The organism is Enterobacter sp. SST3, assembly GCF_000286655.1.
GTDB lineage: Bacteria > Pseudomonadota > Gammaproteobacteria > Enterobacterales > Enterobacteriaceae > Enterobacter > Enterobacter roggenkampii.
In genome coordinates, this window is the sequence record NZ_ALNS01000038.1 from 1 (window position 1) to 19,228 (window position 19,228).

Consider the following 19,228-nt stretch of genomic DNA (forward strand, 5'->3'; position numbering starts at 1 on the left):
TGGCGAGTCGGGGTGTCGTATTCAACGTGGGAAGTGTTGATGGTGATACCACGAGCTTTTTCTTCTGGTGCGTTATCGATCTGGTCGAATGCACGAGCAGAACCACCGTAGGTTTTAGCCAGAACGGTAGTGATTGCAGCAGTCAGGGTAGTTTTACCATGGTCAACGTGGCCGATAGTACCAACGTTGACGTGCGGTTTTGTACGTTCAAATTTTTCTTTAGACACGGCTATATTCCTTACTATAGTGCTCTCCCCTCTGGAGAGAGCACGGGACTTAGGTTTTAATCCTGTGGATTACTTACCACGGGCTTCAATAACGGCCTGAGCAACGTTGTTAGGCGCATCATCATACTTCAGGAATTCCATGGTGTATGATGCACGACCTTTGGTCAGAGAACGCAGCTGAGTTGCATATCCGAACATTTCAGACAGCGGAACTTCAGCGTGGATCTTAACGCCAGTTACTTCGGATTCCTGACCACGCAGCATACCGCGACGACGGCTCAAGTCACCGATAACGTCACCGGTGTTCTCTTCAGGAGTTTCTACTTCAACCTTCATGATTGGCTCAAGCAGAACTGGTTTTGCTTTCTTAAAGCCTTCTTTAAAGGCAATAGACGCAGCCAGTTTAAACGCCAGTTCAGAGGAGTCAACGTCGTGGTAAGAACCGAAGTGCAGACGAACACCCATGTCAACAACCGGATAGCCAGCCAGAGGGCCCGCTTTCAGCTGTTCCTGGATGCCTTTATCAACGGCTGGGATGTATTCGCCAGGAATTACACCACCTTTGATGTCGTTGATGAACTCGTAACCTTTCGGGTTAGAGCCCGGCTCCAGTGGGTACATGTCGATCACAACGTGACCGTACTGACCGCGACCACCAGACTGCTTAGCGTGTTTACCTTCAATGTCGGTAACTTTCGCGCGAATCGCTTCGCGGTAAGCAACCTGAGGTTTACCCACGTTCGCTTCAACGTTGAATTCACGCTTCATACGGTCAACGATGATGTCCAGGTGCAGTTCACCCATACCAGCGATGATGGTCTGGTTAGATTCTTCATCAGTCCATACGCGGAATGATGGGTCTTCTTTCGCCAGACGGCCCAGAGCCAGACCCATTTTTTCCTGGTCAGCTTTGGTTTTTGGTTCAACTGCGATGGAGATTACCGGCTCTGGGAATTCCATACGCTCCAGAATGATCGGGTGATCCGGGTCACACAGGGTGTCACCAGTGGTCACGTCTTTCAGACCGATAGCTGCAGCGATGTCGCCCGCACGAACTTCTTTGATCTCTTCACGTTTGTTAGCGTGCATCTGTACGATACGGCCAAAACGCTCACGCGCCGCTTTCACGGAGTTCAGGATGGTGTCACCGGAGTTAACCACACCAGAGTAAACGCGGAAGAAGGTCAGGTTACCCACGAATGGGTCGGTAGCAATTTTGAACGCCAGTGCAGAGAATGGCTCTTCGTCGCTTGCGTGACGCTCAGCCGGGGTATCTTTACCGTCGTCCAGGATGCCGTTGATTGCAGGAACGTCAACCGGGGATGGCAGGTAGTCAACTACCGCATCCAGCATCGCCTGAACACCTTTGTTCTTGAACGCAGAACCACAGGTTACCAGGATGATTTCGTTGTTCAGAACGCGCTGACGCAGAGCTTTTTTGATCTCTTCTTCAGTCAGTTCTTCACCACCCAGGTATTTCTCCATCAGCTCTTCAGAAGCTTCAGCAGCGGATTCGATCAGGTTCTGGTGCCATTCGTCAGCCAGGTCCTGCATTGCAGCTGGGATATCTTCGTATTCGAAGGTAACGCCTTGGTCTGCATCGTTCCAGTTGATGGCTTTCATTTTCACCAGGTCGATAACGCCGGTGAAGCCTTCTTCAGCACCAATTGCCAGCTGCAGCGGAACAGGGTTCGCGCCCAGACGGGTTTTGATCTGACCAACAACTTTCAGGAAGTTAGCACCCATACGGTCCATTTTGTTAACGAACGCGATGCGTGGAACTTTATATTTGTTCGCCTGACGCCATACGGTTTCAGACTGTGGCTGAACACCACCAACTGCGCAATAAACCATTACCGCGCCGTCAAGAACACGCATGGAACGTTCTACTTCGATGGTGAAGTCAACGTGCCCTGGGGTGTCGATGATGTTTACGCGATGCGGTTCGTACTGCTTAGCCATACCTGACCAGAATGCAGTAGTCGCTGCGGAGGTGATAGTGATACCACGCTCCTGCTCCTGTTCCATCCAGTCCATGGTGGCTGCGCCGTCATGAACTTCACCGATTTTGTGGTTTACACCGGTGTAGAACAGAATACGTTCGGTAGTAGTGGTTTTACCGGCGTCGATGTGCGCACTGATACCGATGTTGCGGTAGCGTGCGATGGGTGTTGTACGAGCCATTTGATTCCTCGTTTATATCTTTAGGCGTTCAGTTAAGTTACCCAGAGCGGGCGGCTTCTCTGAAGCGCCCGCCTGGTGACTAAGACTCCGAAGGGATTACCAACGGTAGTGTGCGAACGCCTTGTTGGCTTCTGCCATACGGTGAACGTCTTCACGTTTCTTAACTGCAGTACCTTTGTTGTCTGCAGCATCAGAAAGTTCGTTCGCCAGACGCAGAGCCATGGATTTATCACCGCGTTTACGAGCAGCTTCAACGATCCAACGCATTGCCAGGGCATTACGACGAACCGGACGAACTTCAACTGGAACCTGATAAGTAGAACCACCAACGCGGCGGGACTTAACTTCTACAGTTGGGCGAACGTTGTCGAGAGCGACTTCGAAAGCTTCCAGTTCATTTTTACCAGAACGCTGAGCCAGGGTCTCCAGCGCGCTGTATACGATTGCTTCTGCAGTAGATTTTTTACCATCTACCATCAGGATATTTACAAATTTTGCCAGCAGTTCTGATCCGAATTTCGGATCTGGAAGAATTTTACGCTGACCAATGACGCGACGACGTGGCATGGGGATACTCCGTTGTTAATTCAGGATTGTCCAAAACTCAAAGAGTTTAGTATGACATTAAGATAAATCAGTTTGGCCTTACTTAACGGAGAACCATTAAGCCTTAGGACGCTTCACGCCGTACTTGGAGCGAGCCTGCTTACGGTCTTTAACACCTGAGCAGTCCAGCGCACCACGAACGGTGTGGTAACGAACACCCGGAAGGTCTTTAACACGACCGCCACGGATCAGGATCACGGAGTGCTCCTGCAGGTTGTGACCTTCACCACCGATGTAGGAAGTCACTTCGAAACCGTTAGTCAAACGCACACGGCATACTTTACGCAGTGCGGAGTTTGGTTTTTTAGGAGTGGTGGTATATACACGAGTACATACACCACGTTTCTGCGGGCAGGCTTCCAGCGCAGGCACGTTGCTTTTCGCAACTTTGCGTGCACGTGGTTTGCGTACCAGCTGGTTAACTGTTGCCATTAAATAGCTCCTGGTTTTAGCTTTTGCTTCGTAAACACGTAATAAAACGACCTCATACAATATGAGGACGCGAAATTTTAGGGCTACGTCGAAAAGGTGTCAAGAAATATACAGCGATCTCAAATCACCAGTTCATTTGACTGGCGTGCGTCACAGTAAGATTGACGAAATCAGTATAGCCAACCACGTCAATTTTGGCTGAAATTTGACCAGAAAGACCCCGCGCATCCAGATCGTCTTTCAGCGCAGAAACTGTTATGGGGGCATTCGTGAGCATTTCAACGAAACGGCTGCCTTCAAGTGCGGCAAGCACGCCGTCCTGAATCAGCAGCAGGTCATCGCCGTCGCGCAGCATACTCAGTAACGCGTCGATATCACATTGCCATGGTGAATGGCTCAGAGTATGGAGCATGGCAGCCTCAGAAAGTCAGAACGGTGTCGTAGTGGGAAAGGTGTTCGCGCAATGCCGCAGAAGAGACGACGGTCACATCCAGCACGAAAGGCGTCTTCTCATCCAAACCGCGAGCGGCCAGCGAGTCGGCGCAGACATAAAGGGTTTCAATGTCATACAGCGGCAGCACTTTAAACGTAGCGATGTAATCCCGCGCCAGAATGGCCTGTGGCTGCTGACCCGCCAGAAGCTGAAACACACCGTCCCCTAAAAAGAAGACGCCGATATCTTCGGTCAGCGCGGACGTCGCAAGTAACGCATCCAGCCCTTCGCGGCCAGAAGCGCTCCCGTGCGGCGCAGACGCAAAAACAAATGCCACGCGCTTCATCAGAATTGCACCACTCTGTCGCAGGTGAGCGCCGCCTGTGCCAGCGCGCCCAAACCGCTTAACGAAAAACCGGGCTGGAGGTTAGAACCCGACAAACCAAGACGGGCGGCTTCGGTTGCATCGGTCACGCCGCGGCGCAGTGCTGCCGCCACGCAGATGTGCAGTTCTACGCCCTGCTTTTCGTTTAATGCCTGCCAGCCGCGCACCACATCAAACTCATCGCTCGCCGGCGACGTAAAGTGGTTCGCGTTATACACCCCTTCCCGATAGAAGAAGACGCTCGCCAGCTCATGTCCGGCTGCCAGCAGCGCATGCGCAAACTGCAGCGCGCTGCTGGCCTGCTGAGTCCCGTACGCTGGGCCTGTCACCATTAACGCATAACGCATTACTTGTCTTGTCCCAGGAAATCACCGCTTTTGAACTGGCGAATATAGAGGTAGACCGTGTGCTTGGAGATGTTGAGACGATCGGCCACCTGGTTGATAGCGTCTTTAATATCAAAAATCCCTTTTTCATAGAGATTGAGCACGATCTGGCGATTCTTGGCGTTGTTCGAGACGTTGCGGTCGGCATTCACCTCTTCAATGGTGAACTCAAGCGTCTGCGTGACGAGATCTTCGACGGAAGAGGCAAAGTTAACAGAAGAGCCAACATCCGGCGTCTCTGGTGGAATAAAGGTGCTCATGATCTGCGAGAAAGGCACATCAAGGTTCATGTTGATGCACAGCAGCCCAATCACACGATGCTCGCGGTTTCGAATCGCGATGGTTTCTGACTTCATCAGCACGCCGCTTTTGGCGCGGGTGAAATAGCATTTGGAGACGCTGCTGTCCGCGCCGGTCATGTCATGCAACATACGCAATGCAAGGTCGGTAATTGGCGAGCCAATTTTACGGCCAGTATGCTCACCATTCGCAATGCGGATGGCGGAACACTTCAGATCTTGCAGGGAGTGCAATACGATTTCGCAGTGGGAGCCAATGAGCATCGCTAACCCGTCCACTACCGCTTCATAGGATTTCAGAATATCGAAGTCGGTCTGGTCAAAAGGACGTTGATCCAGCAAATCAAGTTCACTGGTTTCGTTGGTTAAAAGCGACCTGGACATGAAAAAAACACTCCTTTTCAGGAACCTGTCGTTAGGTTTTCAGGGCAGGCTCATTATCTACACGGACAACTAAATTAATACAGCGTGCCTAACGCTTTCCAGTGTTAATTATATCTGCCCCACAATAAAAAACCGCCGCCTTAAAGGCGGCGGTTTTTTTTCAGCATTACTTCTTAGCAGCAGCGGCTTTATCGTCTGCCGGTGCGTCTGCCTTGGCATCCGCTTTCGGTGCCGGTTTGATGTCCAGCAGCTCTACGTCAAAGACCAGCGTAGAGTTGGCAGGGATCCCCGGAACGCCGGTTTTGCCATAGGCCAGATCCGGTGGGATGACCATCTTGATCTTGCCGCCTTTCTTGATGTTTTTCAGGCCTTCAGTCCAGCCAGGGATCACACCATCCAGACGGAAGGAGAGCGGCTCACCACGGGTGTAAGAGTTATCGAACTCTTTACCGTCGATCAGCGTACCTTTGTAGTTCACGACAACCGTGTCGCTGTCTTTAGGCGCATCGCCGGTGCCTTCTTTCTCAACTTTGTACACCAGGCCAGTCGAAGAGGTTTTCACACCCTTCTCTTTAGCGAAAGCATCGCGGTAGGCTTTGCCTTTCGCTTCGTTGTCTTTTGCGTCCGCGTCCATCTTAGTCTGCGCGGCGCCCTTCACACGCGCTTCGAACGCCTGCAGAGTCTGTTCAATTTCCTGGTCAGACAGCTTGCTCTTATCGGCAAATGCGTCCTGAACGCCTGCGATCAGCTGAGCTTTATCCAGTTTGATGCCCAGTTTCTCTTGTTCTTTCAGAGAGTTTTCCATGTAACGACCCAGAGATGCGCCCAGTGCGTAGGCGGATTTCTGGTCGTCATTTTTGAACGCTGCTTTGCTGTCTGCAGTGGCAGCAGGCTTCGCAGCAGTATCAGCAGCGAATGACAGCGGCGCGTTCAACGCAACAGCCATCGTCGTCGCCAGCAGCGTTACTTTAAACAGTGATTTCATCCATATCTCCAGGGCCTGGGGACTCTCACCCCAGCGTTAAACGTAAATGAGTGACGTACTATAAAACGTTGCAGAAGAAATCTACAGACAGACACGTCCAATTCTCGCCACTTTTCAGACTATTTTTGTTTAAATAAGTTTCTTGCCAGAGGGATGCGAACTGTACTTAAGGATAAACTCAGTTAAACTGCGCCGCCGCTGGGCCATTATGGCGAATCTGAAATAAACGAGGTGAATGATGAAGGATACAACGATAGAAGCGAGAATGGCTGAGCTGGAAAGCCGCCTGGCTTTTCAGGACATCACCATCGAAGAGCTAAACCAGACCGTGACCGCACATGAGCTCGAAATGGCGAAACTGCGCGATCATATGCGCCTGCTGACGGAAAAGCTGAAGGCTACGCAGCCGTCGAACATCGCCTCTCAGTCAGAAGAGACGCCACCGCCTCATTATTGAGGCGTAAAAAAAGCGGGATAATCCCGCTTTTTTATTTTCCGCATAACGGTATTAGTGGCAGCCGCAGCCGCCGTTACCGCAACCACCTTTACCGTGGCCGTGGTCATGACCATGGTCGTGGCCGTGACCACCGCAGCAGCCGTCGTGGCCGTGATCGTGGTCATGGTCGTGACCGTGCGCACCGTGAACGTGGCCATGAGCCAGCTCTTCTTCGGTCGCTTCGCGGATCGCAACAACTTCTACGTTGAACTTCAGGTTCTGGCCAGCCAGCATGTGGTTGCCGTCAACCACGACGTGGTCATCTTCCACTTCGGTGATTTCAACAGGAACCGGGCCCTGGTCGGTTTCCGCCAGGAAGCGCATGCCAACCTGCAGTTCGTCAACGCCCATGAACACGTCTTTAGGAACGCGCTGAACCAGGTTGTCGTCATACTGACCGTAAGCGTCGTTCGCGCCTACAGCAACGTCAAATTTGTCGCCAACTTCATGACCTTCCAGCGCGTTTTCCAGGCCGGAAATCAGGGAACCGTGACCATGCAGGTAGTCAAGCGGCGCACTCACCGGAGACTCATCAACCAACACACCGTCTTCTGTACGTACCTGATAGGCCAGGCTGACCACCAGGTCTTTTGCTACTTTCATGATATCTCCTGAGCGTGGGAAAATTGCTGGCGCAGATTGTAGCGGAAATCTGCACCTGTGTACCCTTTAGCTTAAAAAAACTCAGGGCATATCGCTAGTCCGGATGAAAAATCCCGATAACTTGCTCTTCTTTGCGAACGTGCTCGCGCGCCTCTTTGTCGGCCTCACGCATCTGGTGACCGCACTTAACACACTCAACAACATCAATATTATTTTCCCGCCACATCGCCAGGGTGTCTTGCGCCTGGCAGGTCGGGCATTTTGCACCCGCGATAAAGCGTTTACGTACAGCCATCTTTCGTTACCCTTTATTCAAATTCATCCCAGCCATCGAGCTGGCGTCGTTCCTGCTGCATCTCGCGCTGGAAGATCTCCTCCAGCTCGCGACGCGCTTCCCGCACGCGGGAGATCTGCGCCGTATCGGTATGTACCGGCATCAGCTCGCGCAGCATCCGCATATCCAGCCGGCGGAAGTGCATCTGGGCGCGCTGCGCCTGATGCGGATGCATGCCAAGCGAGATCAGCGCCTTGCGCCCCAGCTCCAGCGCACTGGAGAACGTCTCACGGGAGAAGTGTTTCACACCCGCCTGCAATAATTCGTGAGCTTCAACACGTCCCCGCGCACGCGCCAGAATATGCAGATGCGGGAAATGCTGCTGGCACAGATCCACCAGCTTCATCGTGTCTTCCGGGTCGTTACAGGTAATGACGATGGACTCTGCCGCCTCTGCCCCCGCCGAGCGCAGTAGCTCGAGCTGGGTCGCATCGCCGTAGTAAACCTTATAGCCATATTTGCGCATCAGGTTGACCGCGCTGATATCCCGCTCCAGCACCGTAATGCGCATTTTGTTCGCCATCAGCAAACGTCCGATTACCTGTCCAAAGCGGCCAAAGCCCACCACGATCACCTGGGGCTTATCGTCTTCCACCCACGGCGCTTCGTCTTCGTCGTCTGCCGGGTTCAGGCGGCGCGACAGCAGTCTATCCACCATCTTCATCAGCAGCGGCGTGGTCATCATGGACAGCGTGACCGTTACCAGCAAAAGCGCCATCTGATCGTCTTTAAACAGCTTCTGGGACGAGGCGGTAGAGAACAGCACAAACGCGAACTCGCCTCCCTGGCTCAACACGCTCGCAAACTGCATGCGCTCCGAACTGCGCAGGCCGTATATGCGCGCCATGACGTACAGCACCAGCGTTTTCACCGCCACCAGGATAGCGACGCTCACCACAACCCACAGCAGATGGGTATAGAGCACGCCAAGGTTGAGCGCCATCCCCACCGAAATAAAGAACAGACCTAGCAGCAGTCCTTTGAAGGGATCGATGGCAATTTCCAGCTCGTGCCGATACTCGCTCTCCGCCAGCAGCACCCCGGCGATAAAGGTCCCGAGCGCCATCGACAGCCCCAGCGCGTCCATAAACAATGCCGACCCCAGCACCAGCAGCAGCGTCGCGGCAGTAAACACCTCGCGCACGCCGGACGCGGCAATAAAGCGGAACACCGGACGTAACAGGAAACGTCCGCCAATCAGCATCCCCGCGAAGGCCAGCACCTTCATGGCGATTTTCGCCCAGTCAAAGTGGTCGTCGCCGGAGCCCGCCAGCAGCGGCACCAGCGCCAGCGCCGGGATCACCGCTAAATCCTGAAACAGCAGCACCGAAAAGCCCAGCTGACCGGCTTCGTTGCGGTTCATCCCCTTGTCGCGCATCAGCTGCAGGGCCATCGCCGTCGACGACATCGCAAGGCCTATCCCGCCGATCACCGCCGCCTGCCAGGAGAAATTCGTCAGCATTAACAGGCCACCCAGAATCGCGGCGCTGAGCAACACCTGAGCGGCACCTACGCCAAAGATGGAGCGTCGGAGCTGCCACAATTTAGAAGGGTTGAGCTCAAGGCCAATGATGAACATCAGGAACACCACGCCCAGCTCGGAGAAATGGAGAATTTCATCCACATCGCTGATGAATCCCAGTCCCCAGGGGCCAATCGCGATCCCCGCCAGCAGATACCCCAGTACCGCACCGATACCAATACGCGCTGCAAGCGGCACCGCGACGACGGCCGCAAATAAAAACAGCACCCCGGCGAGGAGCAAATTCGATCCTTCCATTAACGCCCTCCTGCCGGAATCGGTGACGCCAGCCATTCGCCGTAGGCTCTGGCGTGGCTTGCCAGCTCTTTCGGATCCTGACGCCGCGCCCAGTAGACAATAATCGGACTCATCCAGTGCATGCGGCACATCGCCGCCGTCAGCTCGAAAGGCCGCAGGATGTCGCTCATCGGATAACGGTTCAGCCCGTCGTGGCGATAGGCGCTTTCGGGTTCACCGGTCGTAATCACACTACGCCAGTACTTTCCCGCCAGCTGGTTGCCCCCCACCCCGCTGGAGAAGCCCCGGCTAAGCACGCGGTCCAGCCACTCTTTGAGCAGCGCCGGACAGCTGTAGGTATAAAGCGGATGCTGGAACACAATCACGTCATGCTGACGCAGCAGTTCCTGCTCGTAAGGAATATCAATAAAGAAATCAGGATAGTGCGCGTAGAGATCGTGCACCGTCACGTTGCTGAGCTGAGTAGTCGGCTTAAGCAGCACCCGGTTTGCCACCGAGTCCTGAGATTCCGGATGGGCATACAGCAGCAGCACTTTTGCTGTCTGAGACATCATTCCCCTCCCGGTCTTGTTTCTGTTTTTGTGTATCGTCGCTGTTTTGGGCTACCATGACGGCCCGGTGCGGAAAACGGCCCACACCTTACATTATCATAATGACAAATTAACATAGTCGGAACATACGGCGCTTCTATGATTGTTTTCTCCTCGTTACAAATTCGTCGCGGCGTGCGCGTCCTGCTGGATAACGCCACTGCTACCATCAACCCGGGCCAGAAAGTGGGCCTGGTCGGCAAAAACGGCTGTGGTAAATCCACGCTGCTGGCGCTGCTGAAAAACGAGATTAGCGCGGATGGCGGTAACTTCACCTTCCCGGGGAACTGGCAGCTCGCCTGGGTAAACCAGGAGACGCCCGCGCTGAGCGAACCGGCACTCGACTATGTTATCGACGGCGATCGTGAGTACCGAAAACTTGAAGCGGAACTCAATGCCGCAAACGAGCGCAACGACGGCCACGCCATCGCCACCGTTCACGGCAAGCTGGACGCCATCGACGCGTGGACCATTCGCTCCCGCGCCTCCAGCCTGCTGCACGGCCTGGGCTTCAGCAATGAGCAGCTGGAACGCCCGGTCAGCGACTTCTCCGGCGGCTGGCGGATGCGCCTCAACCTGGCGCAGGCGCTGATCTGCCGCTCTGACCTGCTGCTGCTCGATGAACCGACTAACCACCTCGATCTCGATGCGGTTATTTGGCTGGAGAAGTGGCTCAAGAGCTATCAGGGCACTCTGATTCTGATCTCCCATGACCGCGACTTCCTTGACCCGGTGGTGGATAAAATCATTCATATCGAACAGCAAACGATGTTCGAGTACACCGGCAACTACAGCTCCTTCGAGCGCCAGCGCGCGACGCGTCTTGCCCAGCAGCAGTCCATGTACGAAAGCCAGCAGCAGCGCGTGGCGCACCTGCAAAGCTTTGTGGATCGCTTCAAGGCCAAGGCGTCAAAGGCGAAGCAGGCCCAGAGTCGCATCAAGATGCTGGAGCGCATGGAGATGATCGCCCCGGCGCACGTCGACAACCCGTTCCACTTCAGCTTCCGGGTCCCGGAAAGCCTGCCAAATCCCCTGCTGAAAATGGAAAAGGTCAGCGCGGGTTATGCCGACCGCATTATTCTCGACTCCATCAAGCTCAACCTGGTGCCGGGTTCACGTATTGGTCTGCTCGGGCGCAACGGTGCCGGTAAATCCACGCTGATCAAACTGCTGGCGGGCGAGCTTAATCCGGTCAAGGGTGAAATCGGCCTGGCGAAGGGCATCAAGCTGGGTTACTTCGCCCAGCATCAGCTGGAATTTTTACGCGCGGATGAATCCCCGATTCAGCACCTTGCGCGTCTGGCGCCGCAGGAGATGGAGCAGAAGCTGCGCGACTACCTCGGCGGCTTCGGCTTCCAGGGCGATAAGGTCACCGAAAACACCGAGCGCTTCTCCGGCGGCGAAAAGGCCCGTCTGGTGCTGGCGCTGATCGTCTGGCAGCGCCCGAACCTGCTGCTGCTCGATGAACCGACCAACCACCTGGATCTCGACATGCGTCAGGCGCTGACCGAAGCGCTGATTGAATTCGAAGGGGCGCTGGTTGTCGTTTCGCACGATCGTCACCTGATCCGCTCCACCACGGACGATCTCTACTTAGTGCACGACGGCAAAGTCGAACCGTTCGACGGCGATCTGGAAGACTACCAGCAGTGGCTGACGGACGTGCAGAAGCAGGAGAACCAGCCGGAAGAGTCGGCGAAAGACAACGCCAACAGCGCGCAGGCGCGTAAAGACCAGAAGCGCCGTGAAGCGGAGCTGCGCACCCAGACGCAGCCGCTGCGTAAAGAGATTGCCCGTCTCGAAAAAGAGATGGAAAAGCTCAACGCCACGCTTGCTACCGTTGAAGAGAAGCTGGGCGACAGCAGTCTGTATGACCAGAGCCGTAAAGCGGAACTGACGGACTGCCTGCAAACGCAGGCGAAGACCAAATCGAGCCTTGAAGAGTGTGAGATGGCGTGGCTGGACGCGCAGGAACAGCTGGAAACAATGCTGCAGGCTGACTGAATTCATTGCTCCGTTTTGCCTGGTTCGGAAATCCAGGCTAAACGGGGTACAATTCGGAAAGTATCGTAAATTTCCGACAAGAATCAGCATCGCGCCTATGACCCAAATCATTCCATCAGGCTTCGACATTGCCGCCGAAGACAGCACTGAGTTCGTGCCTATGCGCGGCGTCGCCAATCGCCATTTGCAGACCATGCTGCCGCGACTGATCCGCCGCAAGGTACAGTTCACCCCTCACTGGCAGCGGCTAGATCTGCCAGACGGTGACTTTCTGGATCTCGCCTGGAGCGAAGCGCCGGATCAGGCTCGACATAAGCCGCGGCTGGTGGTTTTTCACGGTCTGGAAGGCAGCCTGCACAGCCCGTATGCACACGGGCTCATTGAGGCGGCCAAAGCGCGCGGCTGGCTCGGCGTGGTGATGCATTTTCGCGGCTGCAGCGGCGAGCCGAACCGGCAGAAGCGTATCTATCACTCGGGTGAAACAGAAGACGGCACGTGGTTTTTACACTGGCTGCGGGACAACTTTGGCACCGTGCCCACCGCGGCCGTAGGCTACTCGTTAGGCGGAAATATGCTGGCCTGCCTGTTAGCTAAAGAAGGGGAAAGCGTCCCGCTAGATGCCGCCGTCATCGTCTCCGCCCCGTTTATGCTGGAGCAGTGCAGCTACCACATGGATAAAGGCTTTTCCCGCGTCTATCAGCGCTACCTGCTCAACCTGCTGAAGGCCAACGCCGCGCGTAAGCTGAAGGCCTACCCGGACACCCTTCCGGTCAGCCTGCGCCAGCTGAAAAAGGTGCGCCGCATTCGCGAATTCGACGATCTGATCACCGCGAAAATTCACGGCTTCGCCGATGCGATTGACTATTATCGTCAGTGCAGCGCCATGCCGCTGCTCAGCAAAATCACGCAGCCAACGCTGATTATTCATGCCAAAGATGACCCTTTTATGGATCATCACTCGATTCCCGCTCAGGAATTTCTGCCCGACAACGTTCACTATCAGTTGACCGAGCACGGCGGCCACGTCGGGTTTATCGGCGGCACGCTGCGCCGCCCGAAAATGTGGCTTGAGGCGCGTATTCCTGACTGGCTAACCCCTTATCTGGACGGTGCAACATGATTATTCCCTGGCAGGATCTGGCTCCCGAAACGCTCGATAATCTGATTGAAAGCTTTGTATTACGCGAAGGCACCGATTATGGTGAACAGGAACGCTCGCTTGAGCAAAAGGTCAACGATGTAAAGCGCCAGCTGAAAAGCGGCGACGTGGTGCTGGTGTGGTCAGAACTGCATGAGACGGTGAATATCATGCCCCGCAACGCGTTTCACGGCTGATCTTCCACCCTTTTCAGTCAGGGAGTTGCTATGTCTGCCAGACATCCGGTTATTGCCGTTACGGGGTCAAGTGGTGCGGGAACCACCACCACCAGCCTCGCATTTCGCAAGATTTTCGCCCAGCTGAATCTCCGTGCGGCGGAGGTCGAAGGCGACAGCTTTCACCGCTACACGCGCCCGGAGATGGACATGGCCATCCGTAAGGCGCGCGATCTGGGTAAACACATCAGCTACTTCGGTCCGGAAGCCAATGACTTCGGCCTGCTGGAACAAACCTTTATTGAGTACGGCCAGAGCGGTAAAGGGCAGTCCCGCAAGTATCTGCATACCTATGATGAAGCCGTTCCCTGGAATCAGGTGCCTGGCACCTTTACCCCCTGGCAGCCCCTGCCGGAACCTACCGACGTGCTGTTCTACGAAGGATTACACGGCGGCGTGGTCACGCCGCAGCACGACGTGGCGCGCCACGTGGATCTGCTGGTTGGCGTGGTGCCTATCGTTAACCTGGAGTGGATCCAGAAGCTGACGCGTGACATGAGCGAGCGCGGCCACTCGCGCGAAGCAGTGATGGATTCGGTGGTGCGCTCCATGGAAGACTACATCAACTTCCTGACGCCGCAGTTTTCCCGCACCCATATCAACTTCCAGCGCGTGCCGACGGTGGACACCTCCAACCCGTTCGCGGCCAAAAGTATCCCATCCCTGGATGAGAGCTTTGTGGTGATCCATTTCCGCAATCTCGAAGGCATTGACTACCCCTGGCTGCTGGCGATGCTGCAGGGCTCGTTTATTTCTCACATGAATACATTAGTCGTACCGGGCGGAAAAATGGGGCTGGCGATGGAGCTCATCATGACGCCGCTGGTGGAGCGACTGATGGAAGGGAAACAGATCGCGTGAGTTTTTTGCCCGGGGCGCTGCGCTTACCGGGCCTATGGTCGTGCTTTTGTAGGGCGGGTCAGCGAAGCGCCACCCGCCAAAACATTAAGCCTCGATCACTTCATACGAATGGGTGATTTTTACCGCTTTCTCCAGCATTAACGCCACAGAGCAGTACTTCTCCGCAGACAGGTCCACCGCACGTGAAACCGCCGCGTCTTTCAGTTCTTTACCGGTGACCACAAAGTGCAGATTGATGTGGGTGAACAGGCGTGGCGCCTCTTCGCGGCGTTCTGACGTGAGTTTGACCTCACAATCCGTCACGTCATGACGGCCTTTTTGCAGAATCGACACCACGTCAATGGCGCTGCATCCCCCTGCCGCCATCAGCACCATTTCCATTGGGCTGGGCGCTTTATCGCCGGAGTTACCATCCATCAAAATCTGATGTCCTGACGCGGACTCGCCCAGGAACGTTAAACCTTCAACCCACTTCACGCGCGCTTGCATATTCTTAAACTCCAACGTTGCATTTTTGGTGACAGATTACGCGTGCGTTACATTTCTCGCAATGGAAGGCGACCTGCATCATGCTGAAGCGAGACACCAGGAGACACGCGGCGAAAGCTATGCTAAAACACTCAGGATGCTACAGTAATACATTGACGTTACACATGTATGCAGAGGACATCAAACTTTACTGGCTGCGAAACGTTACGGTAGCCGACTTCCCAGGGTATGGGTAAGAATTCGATTGCAACCCCAGAGTCCGGATGCATCTGATGACTCTGGTGACAGCTTATAACAGAGGATAACAGCGCATGGTGCTTGGCAAACCGCAAACAGACCCGACTCTCGAATGGTTCTTGTCTCATTGCCACATTCATAAGTACCCATCAAAGAGCACGCTGATTCACCAGGGTGAAAAAGCGGAAACGTTGTATTACATCGTTAAAGGCTCGGTGGCAGTGCTGATCAAAGATGAAGAAGGGAAAGAGATGATCCTTTCTTATCTGAACCAGGGCGATTTCATCGGTGAACTGGGCCTGTTTGAAGAGGGCCAGGAACGTAGCGCCTGGGTTCGTGCAAAGACAGCATGTGAAGTGGCTGAAATTTCTTACAAGAAGTTCCGTCAGCTGATTCAGGTTAACCCTGACATTCTGATGCGTCTCTCTTCCCAGATGGCGCGCCGTCTGCAGGTCACCTCAGAGAAAGTGGGCAACCTCGCCTTCCTGGACGTGACGGGCCGCATCGCACAAACTCTGCTGAATCTGGCGAAACAGCCGGACGCCATGACCCATCCGGACGGCATGCAAATTAAAATTACCCGTCAGGAAATTGGTCAGATCGTCGGTTGCTCCCGTGAAACAGTGGGCCGTATCCTGAAAATGCTGGAAGATCAAAACCTGATCTCCGCCCACGGTAAAACCATCGTGGTTTACGGAACGCGTTAATTCCGCTTAAACGGCGTGCCATCGCAAGGTGTCACGCCGTTTTTGTCTCTACTCCTCATGTGGCGCAGGCTGATCTATCACCCGGAAGTTAACTACGCACTGCGACAAACGCTGGTGTTGTGTCTACCCGTGGCCATCGGCCTGATCCTCGGACACCTTCAGCAAGGCCTGCTCTTTTCCCTCGTGCCCGCCTGCTGCAACATTGCTGGCCTGGACACACCGCATAAGCGCTTTTTCAAACGACTGATCGTGGGCGGCTGCCTGTTTGCTGGCTGTAGCCTTGCCGTACAGCTTTTACTGGCCCGGGATATCCCGCTGCCGCTGATCCTGACGGTGCTGGCGATGACGCTCGGCGTCACGGCGGAAATCAGCTCGCTGCACGCCCGCCTGCTTCCCGCCTCGCTGATTGCGGCCATCTTCACGCTGAGCCTCGCCGGGAATATGCCGGTGTGGGAGCCGCTACTGATCTACGCGCTGGGGACACTGTGGTACGGGCTGTTTAACTGGTTCTGGTTCTGGCTGTGGCGGGAACAGCCGCTGCGCGAATCCCTCAGCCTGCTCTATGTGCAGTTAGCGGAATACTGCGAAGCCAAATACACCCTGCTCACCCAGCATACCGATCCGGAAAAAGCCTTACCGCCGCTGCTGACGCGCCAGCAGAAGGTGGTGGATCTGATAAGCCAGTGCTATCAGCAGCTGCATATGCTCGCCGCCAATAAGAACCACGAATACAAACGGCTGCTGCGCACCTTCCAGGTAGGCCTGGATCTGCAGGAGCATATCTCCGTTAGCCTGCACCACCCGCAGGAGGTGCAAAAGCTGGTTGAGCGCAGCCACGCCGAAGCGGTGATCCGCTGGAACGCGCAGACCGTCTCGGCACGCCTGCGCGTGCTGGCTGACGATATTCTCTACCACCGCTATCCCACGCGCTTTAACATGGAAAAACAGCTCGGTGCGCTGGAGAAAATCGCCCGTCAGCATCCGGATAACCCGGTCGGCCAGTTTGCCGCCTGGCACTTCAGCCGCATCGCCCGCGTGCTGCGCACCCAGCGCCCGCTTTATTCACGCGACCTGATGGCAGATAAACAAAAACGGCTTCCCCTGTTGCCCGCGCTCAAAAGCTATCTGTCTCTCAAATCGTCCGCCCTGCGCAATGCCGCACGAATTAGCGTGATGCTCAGTATCGCCAGCCTGATGGGCATGGCGCTGCATCTGCCGAAGCCCTACTGGATCTTAATGACCGTGCTGTTCGTCACCCAGAACGGCTACGGCGCCACGCGGGTGCGTATTCTGCACCGGGCGGGCGGCACCATGGCCGGGCTGATCATTGCAGGCGTAACGCTGCACTTCCACGTGCCGGAAGGCTATACCCTGGCAGGCATGCTGGCGATCACGCTGGTGAGCTACCTGATTATCCGCAAAAACTACGGCTGGGCGATGGTGGGCTTTACGGTGACGGCGGTATACACCCTGCAGCTGCTTACGCTGAACGGCGAACAGTTTATTATCGCCAGGCTGATTGATACCCTGATCGGCTGCCTGATTGCCTTCGGCGGCATGGTCTGGCTGTGGCCTCAGTGGCAAAGCGGGCTGCTCAGGCAGAACGCCCACGACGCGCTGGAGGCCGACCAGCAGGCCATTCGCCTCATCCTGAGCGACGACCCGCAGCCCTCCCCGCTGGCGTATCAGCGCATGAAGGTCAACCAGGCGCACAACGCTCTGTTCAACTCGCTCAACCAGGCGATGCAGGAGCCGGGCTTTAACTCACATTATCTGGCCGATATGAAGCTGTGGGTAACGCACAGTCAGTTTATCGTTGAGCACATTAACGCCATGACGACGCTGGCGCGCGAGCACACGATGCTGACGCCGGATCTGGCGCAGCGCTACCTGCAGTCGTGTGAAATTGCGTTGCAGCGCTGCCAGCAGCGTCTGGAGTATGACTCACCGGGCGAGTCGGGGGATTTAAATATTCTGGAAGCGCCGGAGACGTTAACCCACGGGCCAATGAGCACCCTGGAGCAACACTTGCAGCGCGTGCTGGGGCATCTGAACACCATGCACACCATTTCGTCGGTGGCATGGCGTCAGCGTCCGCATCATGGGGTTTGGTTAACGCGAAGGTTGAAACGAACCGAATATTAGCCTTTAACGATCTTTGCAACCGCCGCGGCAAAGCGGGTTAAGCCGTCTTCGATGTCTTTGTCTTCCACCACCAGCGACGGCGCAAAGCGCATCACGTCCGGCCCGGCGTTGAGCACCATCACCCCTTCGCGAGCGGCGGCGTGCAGGAAATCACGCGCGCGGCCCTTGTACTGCGGCTTCAGCTCGGCGCCAATCAGCAGCCCCATCCCGCGGATCTCGCTGAACACGTCGTACTGCTCGTCAATCTGCTTCAGGTGCTTCACAAACAGCTCGCGCTTCGCGCTAACGCCGTTTAGCACCTCTGGCGTGTTGATGATGTCGAACGCGGCCCCCGCTACGGCGCTCGCCAGCGGGTTACCGCCGTAGGTAGAGCCATGAGAACCGACGTGGAACGCGGAGGCGATCTCCTGCGTCGTCAGGACCGCACTCACCGGGAAACCGCCGCCGAGCGCTTTCGCGCTGGTCAAAATATCCGGCGTCACGCCGTAGTGCATATAGGCAAACAGGTCCCCGGTACGCCCCATCCCGCACTGCACTTCATCAAACACCAGCAGCGCCTGATGTTCGTCGCACAGCGCGCGCAGCCCTTTCAGGAATTCCGGGGTTGCCGCGGTCACGCCGCCTTCCCCCTGAATAGGCTCGACCACCACCGCGCAGGTGTGGTCGTCCATCACCGCTTTCACCGCGTGCAGATCGTTAAACGGCACGTGGACGATGTCGGCCGGTTTCGGGCCAAACCCGTCGGAATACTTTGGCTGACCGCCAACGGAGACGGTAAAGAAGGAGCGTCCGTGGAAGGCATTGTGGAAGGCGATGATTTTGGTTTTGTACGGGCTGTGGCGCGTGGTCGCGTAGTAGCGCGCCAGCTTAAAGGCGGTTTCGTTGGCTTCGGTGCCGGAGTTCATAAACAGCACGCGCTCGGCAAACGTGGCATCAATGATCTTACGGCCCAGGCGCAGCGCCGGTTCGTTGGTGAACACGTTGCTGGTGTGCCACAGGGTTTCACCCTGGGTTTTCAGCGCCTCCACCAGCGCGGGATGGCAATGACCCAGCGCCGTGACCGCAATACCGCCCGCGAAATCCACATACTCCTTGCCCTGCTGATCCCAGACGCGGCTGCCTTTCCCCTTCACCGGGATAAATTCAGCCGGTGCATAAATCGGCAGAATCACTTCATCGAATGTCGCGCGGGTAATTGCTGGTTGTTCAGTTGTCATGTCATGCCCATCCATTTTATGTCACATTGATTGTGAAAATATAATCACAAAATATGCATAAAAAATCACA

General features: G+C 55.5%; 22 protein-coding genes. 7 read left to right on the forward strand and 15 right to left on the reverse strand.

Annotated features, from left to right (window positions below; all coding sequences use genetic code 11):
- The 9 genes from B498_RS21890 to fkpA form a co-directional block, all read right to left on the reverse strand.
- A partial coding sequence (locus tag B498_RS21890) for a GTP-binding protein (protein ID WP_008502775.1) occupies positions 1–227 on the reverse strand: 227 nt, incomplete at its 3' end.
- 69 nt (positions 228–296) lie between these two features.
- Positions 297–2,411 (reverse strand): elongation factor G, encoded by a 2,115-nt coding sequence (gene fusA / locus B498_RS02810; protein WP_008503004.1) that lies wholly within the window; start codon positions 2,409–2,411, stop codon positions 297–299.
- A gap of 96 nt (positions 2,412–2,507) precedes the next feature.
- Complete coding sequence (rpsG, locus tag B498_RS02805) at positions 2,508–2,978, reverse strand: 30S ribosomal protein S7 (RefSeq protein ID WP_004106370.1); 471 nt, start codon at positions 2,976–2,978, stop codon at positions 2,508–2,510.
- Between the two features lie 96 nt (positions 2,979–3,074).
- A complete protein-coding gene (gene rpsL, locus B498_RS02800) occupies positions 3,075–3,449 on the reverse strand; it encodes a 30S ribosomal protein S12 (protein ID WP_000246815.1) in 375 nt (124 codons plus the stop codon).
- A gap of 124 nt (positions 3,450–3,573) precedes the next feature.
- Positions 3,574–3,861: a sulfurtransferase complex subunit TusB gene (tusB, locus tag B498_RS02795; RefSeq protein WP_008503005.1), complete on the reverse strand. Its 288-nt coding sequence runs from the start codon at positions 3,859–3,861 to the stop codon at positions 3,574–3,576.
- Between the two features lie 7 nt (positions 3,862–3,868).
- Positions 3,869–4,228: a sulfurtransferase complex subunit TusC gene (gene tusC, locus B498_RS02790; protein WP_008503006.1), complete on the reverse strand. Its 360-nt coding sequence runs from the start codon at positions 4,226–4,228 to the stop codon at positions 3,869–3,871.
- Positions 4,228–4,614, reverse strand: a complete 387-nt coding sequence (tusD, locus tag B498_RS02785) for a sulfurtransferase complex subunit TusD (protein WP_008503007.1) — start codon at positions 4,612–4,614, stop codon at positions 4,228–4,230. The genes tusC and tusD overlap by 1 nt, the downstream gene beginning before the upstream one ends.
- The gene (locus B498_RS02780; protein WP_003861697.1) at positions 4,614–5,336 is read right to left on the reverse strand and encodes a transcriptional regulator; all 723 of its coding nucleotides are present in this window, start codon (positions 5,334–5,336) and stop codon (positions 4,614–4,616) included. Before B498_RS02780 ends, tusD begins: the two co-directional genes overlap by 1 nt.
- Positions 5,337–5,502: 166 nt before the next feature.
- Entirely contained in the window at positions 5,503–6,321 is an 819-nt protein-coding gene (gene fkpA / locus B498_RS02775) for an FKBP-type peptidyl-prolyl cis-trans isomerase (protein WP_008503008.1), read from the reverse strand.
- 238 nt (positions 6,322–6,559) lie between these two features.
- Here fkpA and B498_RS02770 point away from each other — a divergent pair, with 238 nt between their 5' ends.
- On the forward strand, positions 6,560–6,778 hold the full coding sequence (locus B498_RS02770; protein WP_008503009.1) for a protein SlyX: 219 nt from the start codon (positions 6,560–6,562) through the stop codon (positions 6,776–6,778).
- Positions 6,779–6,829: 51 nt separating this feature from the next.
- On the opposite strand, the gene slyD is transcribed toward B498_RS02770, so the two are convergent.
- The 4 genes from slyD to kefG all read right to left on the reverse strand — a co-directional run bounded on the left by slyD (position 6,830) and on the right by kefG (position 10,088).
- Positions 6,830–7,420: a peptidylprolyl isomerase gene (slyD, locus tag B498_RS02765; protein WP_008503010.1), complete on the reverse strand. Its 591-nt coding sequence runs from the start codon at positions 7,418–7,420 to the stop codon at positions 6,830–6,832.
- Between the two features lie 94 nt (positions 7,421–7,514).
- Entirely contained in the window at positions 7,515–7,715 is a 201-nt protein-coding gene (locus B498_RS02760) for a YheV family putative zinc ribbon protein (RefSeq protein ID WP_008503011.1), read from the reverse strand.
- Positions 7,716–7,728: 13 nt separating this feature from the next.
- Complete coding sequence (gene kefB, locus B498_RS02755; protein WP_008503012.1) at positions 7,729–9,534, reverse strand: glutathione-regulated potassium-efflux system protein KefB; 1,806 nt, start codon at positions 9,532–9,534, stop codon at positions 7,729–7,731.
- Positions 9,534–10,088 carry a glutathione-regulated potassium-efflux system ancillary protein KefG gene (gene kefG, locus B498_RS02750; RefSeq protein WP_032623077.1) on the reverse strand — a complete coding sequence of 185 codons (555 nt, stop codon included), beginning with the start codon at positions 10,086–10,088 and terminating at the stop codon, positions 9,534–9,536. Before kefG ends, kefB begins: the two co-directional genes overlap by 1 nt.
- A 135-nt stretch (positions 10,089–10,223) precedes the next feature.
- Here kefG and B498_RS02745 point away from each other — a divergent pair, with 135 nt between their 5' ends.
- The 4 genes from B498_RS02745 (at position 10,224) to B498_RS02730 (ending at position 14,363) form a co-directional block, all read left to right on the forward strand.
- Entirely contained in the window at positions 10,224–12,128 is a 1,905-nt protein-coding gene (locus B498_RS02745; protein WP_008503014.1) for an ABC transporter ATP-binding protein, read from the forward strand.
- Positions 12,129–12,225: 97 nt separating this feature from the next.
- Positions 12,226–13,248 carry a hydrolase gene (locus B498_RS02740; protein WP_008503015.1) on the forward strand — a complete coding sequence of 341 codons (1,023 nt, stop codon included), beginning with the start codon at positions 12,226–12,228 and terminating at the stop codon, positions 13,246–13,248.
- Complete coding sequence (locus B498_RS02735) at positions 13,245–13,463, forward strand: YheU family protein (RefSeq protein ID WP_008503016.1); 219 nt, start codon at positions 13,245–13,247, stop codon at positions 13,461–13,463. The genes B498_RS02740 and B498_RS02735 overlap by 4 nt, the downstream gene beginning before the upstream one ends.
- Before the next feature lie 30 nt (positions 13,464–13,493).
- Positions 13,494–14,363, forward strand: a complete 870-nt coding sequence (locus tag B498_RS02730) for a phosphoribulokinase (RefSeq protein WP_008503017.1) — start codon at positions 13,494–13,496, stop codon at positions 14,361–14,363.
- Between the two features lie 84 nt (positions 14,364–14,447).
- Here the strand turns inward: B498_RS02730 and B498_RS02725 are convergent, their stop codons facing one another.
- Complete coding sequence (locus B498_RS02725) at positions 14,448–14,852, reverse strand: OsmC family protein (RefSeq protein WP_008503018.1); 405 nt, start codon at positions 14,850–14,852, stop codon at positions 14,448–14,450.
- A 311-nt stretch (positions 14,853–15,163) separates the two neighbouring features.
- Here B498_RS02725 and crp point away from each other — a divergent pair, with 311 nt between their 5' ends.
- A complete protein-coding gene (gene crp / locus B498_RS02720; RefSeq protein ID WP_000242758.1) occupies positions 15,164–15,796 on the forward strand; it encodes a cAMP-activated global transcriptional regulator CRP in 633 nt (210 codons plus the stop codon).
- Positions 15,797–15,853: 57 nt separating this feature from the next.
- Positions 15,854–17,941, forward strand: coding sequence for a YccS/YhfK family putative transporter (locus B498_RS02715; protein WP_008503019.1), 2,088 nt, complete (start codon positions 15,854–15,856; stop codon positions 17,939–17,941).
- Here B498_RS02715 and argD read toward each other — a convergent pair.
- Positions 17,938–19,158, reverse strand: coding sequence for a bifunctional acetylornithine/succinyldiaminopimelate transaminase (gene argD, locus B498_RS02710; RefSeq protein WP_008503020.1), 1,221 nt, complete (start codon positions 19,156–19,158; stop codon positions 17,938–17,940). The genes B498_RS02715 and argD overlap by 4 nt on opposite strands.
- Positions 19,159–19,228: the final 70 nt, after the last annotated feature.